Origin of the sequence: Sinosporangium siamense (genome assembly GCF_016863435.1) — a bacterium.
In the GTDB taxonomy this organism is placed as follows: Bacteria; Actinomycetota; Actinomycetes; order Streptosporangiales; family Streptosporangiaceae; genus Sinosporangium; species Sinosporangium siamense.
The window spans coordinates 123,128-131,101 of record NZ_BOOW01000014.1 but is presented as its reverse complement, the minus strand read 5'-3'; the positions used below and the strand labels follow the sequence as shown (position 1 = coordinate 131,101).

Genomic DNA, 7,974 nt, shown 5'->3' with positions numbered 1-7,974 from the left:
GCCCGAGCCGCTCACCTGCGACCCCGGAACCGCGAAACCTCCGGCATCCAAGCCCGGACCGGCCAATCCATCCGCCAACGACCCCGGCACGACATACGGCGCCACCAGGTCGTCAGGGTGCTCCCAGTCCACGCCGATCAACGACGGCGCGAGGCTCTCCGCAAGGATCGTCCAAGTCTTGTCCAACCCAGGGTGCCCAGATGGGGGTTCGACGATCTCCCCCCACCCCGTCATGCCACCGTAATCGGTCAGCTTGACCAGGATGCTCTCAGGCCGCCTGCCATACGGCAGACGGACTCTGAACACCTCAAGCTCCCGCACACGCGGCATTGAGCCCCCACATCAGGATCAGACCTCTGTCTTCACCATGGTGCCCGTTGCGGTGGATTGAGCAAAACGGGGAGCGATGACCACAGCGGCCAGTGCTACCAGGGCGGCGACCCCGAAACTGTACAAGAATCCCGATTCCAACGCGGTGAACAGCGCGCCGGTGAGCGCGACGGTGACGACGGTGAAGACCTGCTCCCCCACTTGGAGCGCGGAGCTGTTGTGCCCCTGCTCGCCGGGCCGGGACAGTTCCAGGACAAGCACCGACAACGTCGGGTAGACCAGCCCCATACCGAAGCCGCCGATGACCCAGGCGGCGTATGCGACCGCCACGGGCATCCCGTCGAAGACCACAAGGCCGATCAGCGCGATGCTGACCGCGATCAGCGCGCTCCCGCCGCGCAGCATGAGCAGGCGGGGGTAGGTGTGCCGGCCCTGGAGCCAGGAGGCGAGTGACCAGCTCACGGCGCCGCCGGTGAGGGCGAAGCCGGCCGCGGTGGTGGACATGCCGCGGCCGTCGATCAGCATGACGGGCACCAGCACCTCGGCGGCGATGAACGATCCCGCGGCGAGTCCGCGCAGGGCGACCACGGTGGGCAGGCCGCGGGCGGCGCGCAGGGTGCCGGGTGGCAGCAGGCGCGGCAGGGCGACTGCGAGCAGGAGGAGGCCGACGGCCGCGAGGGCCAGGCCGGCGCCTTTCTGGCCGCTGCCGTACTGCATGAGGGCCGCGCCCGCGGCGGTCACGACCGCCCAGCCGACGCGGCGGGCCAGGCCAGGGGCGGGTGTGCCCTGGCCGCCGCGCAGGCGGGAGACGATCTCGCCGCGGCCCATACCCCAGAAGGCGAGCAGGGCGCCGGGAATCGCGATCGCGGCGACGCCGAGGAAGACCCACCGCCATCCGGCCTGGTCGACCACGGTGCCGGTGATGCCGGGGCCGATCATGGAGGGCATGACCCAGGCCACGGCGAACAGCGAGAACACGCGGGGGTGCAGCGAGGGCGGGTAGACCCTGGAGACCAGGACGTAGAGGGAGACCTGGAACAGTCCGCCGCCGAAGCCCTGGAAGAGCCGGCCGAGCAGCAGGGTCTCCATGTTGTGCGCGAAGCCGGCGATCACCAGTCCGATGAGGAAGCCGGCCACGCCGGACCAGAGCGGGGCGAGGGGCCCCCGCAGGTCGCTCCACCGGCCTCCGACCACCGTGGCGACCACTCCGGCGGCGAGCGCGCCGCTGAAGGCCAGGCCGTACAGGGCGTAGCCGTCAAGGTCCGCGGCGACCTTGGGCATGGCGGTGGCCACCGCGAGGTATTCGAAGGCCACCAAGGTCATGATCGCCACCAGGCCGACGGCCAGCGCGCGATAGCGCGGTGCGAAGACGCTGGTGATCTCCACGTCCTCGCCAGGGGGCGAAGTCACAACGGAAGTCATAAAACGGACACTATGCTCCTGCCTTCCTCCCCCACATCGGGCCCCGGACCTAAAGAGGTCTCGGTCCTTTGTCGCATGGCGGGGACTACGCCTTGTCCCGGTAGCGCTCCAGCCACCTGGTGAGATCGCGCCGCTCGATCGCCGCCGCCATCAGATCCGGGAAGGCGTCGGGTGTGCAGGCGAAGGTCGGCACCCCGAGGGCCGTCAGCGCCGCGGCGTTGTCGTGATCGTAGAAAGGCGCCCCCTCGTCCGACAACGCCAGCAGCACGATCACCTGCGTCCCCGCCGCCGTCATCTCGGCCACCCGGCGCAGCATCTCCTCCCGCACACCGCCCTCGTAGAGATCGCTGATCAAGATGAACAGCGAGTCTGAGGGCCGGGTGATCAGCCCCTGGCAGTAGGCCACCGCGCGGTTGATGTCGGTGCCGCCGCCGAGCTGGGTGCCGAAGAGCACGTCGACCGGGTCGTGCAGCTCGGGCGTGAGGTCCACGACGGCGGTGTCGAAGACCACCAGCGAGGTCTTCAGGGAGCGCATGGACGCCAGCACCGCCCCGAAGACACCTGAATAGACCACGGACGCGGCCATCGACCCACTCTGGTCGACGCAGAGCACGACCTCCCGCTGCACGGCCTGCTGCCGCCTGCCGTACCCGATCAGGCGCGACGGCACGACCGTGCGCCGCTCGGGGAGATAGTTCTTGAGGTTGGCCCGGATCGTGCGGTCCCAGTCGATGTCGGCGGGGCGGCGCGGCCGGTGGGTGCGGGCCGCCCTGTCGAGAGCACCGCCGACTGCGGCCCGGGTGCGCTGGGCGAGTTTGGACTCCAGGTCGGCGACGACCTTGCGCACCACGGCCCGCGCGGTCTCGCGGGTGCGTTCGGGCATGACCCGGTTAAGGGCCAGCAAGGTTCCCACCAGGTGTACGTCGGGCTCGACGGCCTGCAGCATCTCGGGTTCGAGCAGGAGCCGGGTCAGGTTGAGCCGCTCCATGGCGTCCTTCTGCATCACCTGGACCACCGTCGACGGGAAATAGGTGCGGATGTCGCCCAGCCAGCGGGCGACCTTCGGCGCCGAGCCGCCCAGCCCCGCCGAGCGTTCGGCCGGCTGCCCCGTGCCCTGCGCGTCGTACAGCGCCGCGAGCGCCGCGTCCATCCGCGCGTCGGCGCCGCCGAGCGAGCACCCGGTGCCGTCGGCCTCGCCGCCCAGCACGAGCCGCCACCTGCGCAGCCGCTCATCGTCCACCGCTCGTCCCCTCCCTCGCACCCGCCGTCTGAGCGGCCGCGGCCGCCTGGAGTATCCGCCTCACGGTCTGTACGGCTGCCGCCGCCCGTCCGCCGTCGACCTCGGCCGTCGGCGCCGCCGCCGCGTCGCCGCCCCGCGCCCGGACCCGCTCGCCGATCGAACGCCGCTCGGGCGGCGCGAACGCCCCGAAGGTACGGCGGAGCAGCGGCAGGACACCTGTGAACTGATCGAGCGTGAGAGCGGTCAGCCAGTCGTCCACCAGGGCGAGCAGCCTGGCGTCGTGCACCAGCAGGAGCCCGTCGCCCGGCAGGAAGCCCTCCACCCAGGAGGCGGTGCGCGCCGGCGGATTGCCGGGCGACATGGCCCGCGACAGCCGTACGGCCACCTGGTCGGCGTCGACTGTGCCCGCGTCGAACAGGATGCGGGTGAGCCGCCCGTCGATCAGCCCGTGCAGGTCGCTCCGGTCGGCGATCAGCCGCAGCGCGGCGAGCCACCGGTCGCGGGGCGCGGGCGAGCCGCCGCCCGCGGCGGCCGCATTGGCGTCGCCGAGGAGGACGACGGCGCTGTTCACCCCGTCGATGTGGGTGAGCAGCCCGGCCGCCGCCTCGTCGCCGATGCCCGAGATCGTGGCCGGCAGCCCGACGCACACGCGGGTGAGCATCGCCTCGGCGATCGAGGCGAGCCCCGCGGTGGACGTGCCGCGCACGTCGCCGTAACGCTGGGCGCGGGCGACGGCGGGCAGCGCCGCCATGAGCCGGGTCACGTCGGTGTCGAGCGCGGCCCTGGCGGACAGGACCGAGAGCACGTGGGGAAGGGCGTCCGGCAGGTCGGCCAGCAGGCACTTCTCCACGAGCGTGGTCAGCACGTCGAGCGGCGCGGCCTCGCCGTTCGCGGGGGTTCCCGCGGACGGCGCGTCGCCCGCGTGTTCGCGCACGCGGGCGGAGGCCGCCGCCTCGACGGTGGTGCCGTAGACGCCCGCCTCGATGAGGAGCAGGTCGTTCTCCGGCCCCCAGATCAGTGTCCACGACTCGCGGAAGGTGCCTTTGCCACGGGAATCGCGCGGTGTGCCCCAGCCGACGCCGAGCAGGATGAGCCGGTGCAGCAGTTTGCTGCGCTCCAGGTCGAGGGGTTTGCGCAGGTCGAGGTCGAGTTCGCGTTCGAGGGCGGTGGGTTTGAGGCGCAGGCGCCGCTGCTGGTCGCGCAGGTCCCGCTGGAGGGGGACCATTGGCGTCGAGTCTGGCACCCGGCCGAGGCGTTCGCCGACGACCATGCGCCGCTGGATGAGCTCGACCGGCAGGTCGTCGCCCTCGCAGAGCACGGCTCTGGCGGCCTCGGTGACCTCGCCGAGGCCGGCGAGGGGGCGGCCGCGGAGGGCGGCCAGCGACTGCGCCAGCCGTACGGCCTCGATGACGTGCGCGGAGGAGACCGGCAGGCCCTCCTCGCGCAGCACCCCGGCGGCGGCGGTGAGCCAGCGTTCGACCGGGCGGTCGGGCGAGGTGAACAGGTGATCATACCACCCGGGGGAGGCGACGCCCGCGCCGTAGCCGCTCCACGAGCCGAGCCTGCCATATGTCCACGGCACCCACGTGACCTCGACCTTCACCTTGGGCAGGCCGCGCAGCAGCGCGTCGTCCGCCCGGGCGGGCACCGGCAGGGCGAGGGCGGGGACGTGCCAGGCGCCGCAGACGACCGCGATGCGGCCGAAGCCCTCCTTGGCGGCACGGCGGACCGTGCGCCGCATGTGGGCCTCGCGGCGGGCCTCACGCTCGCTCGGCACATGGCCGTCGCGGACGGCCGCCATGGCCTCGGCGATCACCCGGAAGGGAGTGTCGCCGCGGTGTTCGACGACGTCCTCCCACCAGCGTTCGGGGTCGTCGTAACCGGCGGCGTAGGCCAGCTCGCCCAAGGGGTCGCGGTCGAGGTCCTCCTCATCGCCCGGTTCGTCCTCACGAGGCGCGGCGAGGCCGTGCGCGGCGGGCAGGTCGCAGAAGCGGGCCGGCACACCGGCCTCGGCGGCGTAGCGGATCGCCTGCCACTCGGGGGAGAACTCGGCGAACGGCCAGTAGGCCGCCCGTCCCGGCTCGCCGGGCACGTGCGCGAGCAGCGCCACCGGCGGCCGCAGGTCGGGGTCGGCGGCAAGCGCGACCAGCGCGTCGGCCTCAGGCGGGCCCTCGATCAGCACGATGTCGGGCCGCAGCCTGGCCAGCTCGTCGCGTACGGCACGAGCCGAGCCGGGGCCGTGATGCCGGACGCCGAGGAGGTCAGTGCTCGTCACGGCAGGCCCGGTAGAAGTCGCGCCAGCCGTCACGCTCGCGCACCACGGTCTCCAGGTATTCGCGCCACACCACGCGGTCCGACACCGGGTCCTGCACGACTGCGCCGGTGATGCCAGCGGCCACATCGGCGGCGCGCAGCACACCGTCGCCGAAGTGGGCCGCGAGGGCCACACCGTTCGTCAGCACCGAGATGGCCTCGGCGGTCGACAGGGTGCCGCTCGGCGATTTGATCTTCGTACGGCCGTCCTCCGTCATGCCCGAGCGCAGCTCGCGGAAGACGGTGACGACGCGGCGGATCTCCTCCAGGCCGGTCGCGGTCTCGGGCAGCCGCAGTGCCGCGCTGAGCTGGGCGACGCGGCGGCTCACGATCTCCACCTCCTCCTCGGCCCCGGCGGGCACGGGCAGGACGACGGTGTTGAAGCGGCGGCGCAGCGCCGACGACAGCTCGTTGACGCCGCGGTCGCGGTCGTTGGCGGTCGCGATCACGTTGAAGCCGGGGACGGCCTGCACCTCCTGGTTGAGCTCGGGGATCGGCAGCGTCTTCTCCGACAGCACCGTGATCAGGGCGTCCTGCACGTCGGAGGGCATGCGGGTCAGCTCCTCCACCCGGGCGATCGCTCCGGTCGACATGGCGCGCATCACCGGGCTCGGGGTCAGCGCCTCGCGCGAGGGCCCCTCGGCGAGCAGCCGCGCGTAGTTCCACCCGTAGCGGATCGCCTCCTCGGCCGTGCCCGCCGTCCCCTGCACGAGCAGCGTGGAGTCGCCGCTGATCGCGGCGGCGAGATGCTCGGACAACCACGTCTTGGCGGTGCCGGGCACACCGAGCAGCAGCAGCGCCCGGTCGGTGGCGAGGGTCGCCACGGCGACCTCGATGATGCGCCGCGGCCCGATGTACTTCGGGGTGATGCGCGCCCCGTCCCCCAGCACGTAGGTCGTCACCGCCCACGGCGACAGCCGCCAGCCGGGGGGCCTGGGCCGGTCGTCGTCCTTGGCCAGGATCGCCAGTTCCTCGGCGTATTGATCCTCGGCGTGCGGGCGAAGAACGTTGGTCACTGAAGCTCCTTCAGCATCTCGTCACGGAATTGCAGGGTCGCGGCGATGTTCTGGATGTTCGCGTCCGGCGAGAAGGCGGCGGTGTGCACCGCGAGAGCGGGGTCGACCCGCTCCCCTGCCAGCCGCCCGAGTTCGCTGACGTTCCACGGCTGCACCGCGACCGTTTCCACGATTTTGTGGAGTACGGCTTCCGCCAGCGGAACCCCCCACGGACCCGGCACACCGCCGAGCAGCATGATCAACTGACCGTCGACGGCGTGCCCCCGCACGACCCCCGCGGCCCGCACGGCCCGCTCCTGCGGCGGCAGCACCGCCAGCAGGTCCGCCAGCGGCTCCACCGCGAACAGCGCCCGCGCCCACACCGCGTCCCCCTGCAGCACGGCGGCCCGCTCCCAGCCGACCCTGACCTCCCGGGCCCAGTCGCCGAGGTCCAGCCGCGCCACCCGGTCGACGCTCAGCCCGAGATGTCCCGGCCAGAACCCCAGCGGGGTGCGGGCCACCACCTGCTGAAGCCACCAGCCGCGTTTGCCGCTCCCGCCCGGGGCCGCGGCGCGAATGCCGTCCCGCTCCATCGCGGCGTCACAGGCCGCAGGCGGTTTGGCGGAAAAACCGTCCCCCTCGCGGAACAGGCAGCGGGCGGCGCGCTGCGCCATGCGGCGGGCCAGCCGCGACTCGGGCAACCTGCTCAGCAGGTCGACGGCCCGGTTGCGCACCTCACGCCTGCGGTCGTCGAGCGCCGCCTCCAGGAAGGGCTCGTCGTCCGGAGACAGCCCGTACTGCAAAGCCTCGATGAACGCGGCCCGGTCGTCGGGCGTCTCCTTCGCCCACGTCGCGGCGAGCAGCTCACGAGCCTTCGCCGGATCGTTTCTCCGTAGATGGCGCAGGTAGTGGAACCGGTCACCTCGGGTGCCGAGCTCCCAGGCGTCGGTTTCGGCCTCACCCTGCCGGCACCCCGGCGCCTCGGCGAGGAACCCCCACGCCGGATTCAGCCCGGCCAGCCACGCGCCCCGGCGGCCCGCGAGCACCCCGAGGTGGTCCCGGATGGAGCGGTCCCTGACCCCGTGGCCCAGCACCTCCGGCAGCAGATGCGGCGGCAGCCGCAACCCGGCCGCCGCGGCGGCCTCCAGCCACTCGGGCAGCAGCCGCTGCTGCTCACCGCCGAGAATGCGGGTCAGCCTGGCGACCGCCGCCTCCGGCATGACCGGCTTGTGCTCGGCGGGCGCCGCCGGCAACGTCTCCCCTGGTACAAGCCGCTGCCCGGCCCGCAACCGCACCACCTCGACCGCCGCCGCCGACAACAACGCCACCGGCGCCTCAACCTGCGGGTCACCCCCCGGCACCGGCCGCCGATCGGTGCCGACAAGCACCGCCGACACAAGCTCCTCCCACGACGTCACCAACCCCACCCGCCCTTCCCCCAAGGCTCCTGCCGTACCGCCGTATCCCTGGCCCGGGTCGCCCGCACCCCGCCCGCCCGGCACGACCGAATCCAACCTCCCGGCGGACCACCGCCCACCCCAGAGGGAGTCGTGGCCACACCACGTGACCCGGCGCAACGCATACTCGCCTCCTCACTCAACAGAGCCCCGACGACGGCCGCACCGTGGGACACGGCGGCAGCGCGGCTCAGGCCGTAAGGTGCGGCGCCCCCGG

The 7,974-nt window shown here is 72.8% G+C and carries 5 protein-coding genes and 1 pseudogene; all 6 read right to left on the bottom strand.

The window, feature by feature from the left end; all coding sequences use genetic code 11:
* Positions 1 to 306: pseudogene (locus Ssi02_RS12185) on the bottom strand (hypothetical protein); the annotation flags it as partial.
* A 42-nt stretch (positions 307 to 348) separates the two neighbouring features.
* On the bottom strand, positions 349 to 1,740 hold the full coding sequence (locus Ssi02_RS12180; protein WP_239128834.1) for an MFS transporter: 1,392 nt from the start codon (positions 1,738 to 1,740) through the stop codon (positions 349 to 351).
* Between the two features lie 97 nt (positions 1,741 to 1,837).
* Complete coding sequence (locus Ssi02_RS12175; RefSeq protein ID WP_239128833.1) at positions 1,838 to 2,992, bottom strand: VWA domain-containing protein; 1,155 nt, start codon at positions 2,990 to 2,992, stop codon at positions 1,838 to 1,840.
* Complete coding sequence (locus tag Ssi02_RS12170) at positions 2,982 to 5,267, bottom strand: DUF5682 family protein (protein ID WP_204024896.1); 2,286 nt, start codon at positions 5,265 to 5,267, stop codon at positions 2,982 to 2,984. The genes Ssi02_RS12175 and Ssi02_RS12170 overlap by 11 nt, the downstream gene beginning before the upstream one ends.
* Positions 5,254 to 6,321, bottom strand: a complete 1,068-nt coding sequence (locus Ssi02_RS12165) for an ATP-binding protein (protein ID WP_204024894.1) — start codon at positions 6,319 to 6,321, stop codon at positions 5,254 to 5,256. The genes Ssi02_RS12170 and Ssi02_RS12165 overlap by 14 nt, the downstream gene beginning before the upstream one ends.
* Positions 6,318 to 7,802, bottom strand: a complete 1,485-nt coding sequence (locus Ssi02_RS12160) for a DUF5691 domain-containing protein (protein ID WP_239128832.1) — start codon at positions 7,800 to 7,802, stop codon at positions 6,318 to 6,320. Before Ssi02_RS12160 ends, Ssi02_RS12165 begins: the two co-directional genes overlap by 4 nt.
* Between the last annotated feature and the right edge of the window lie 172 nt (positions 7,803 to 7,974).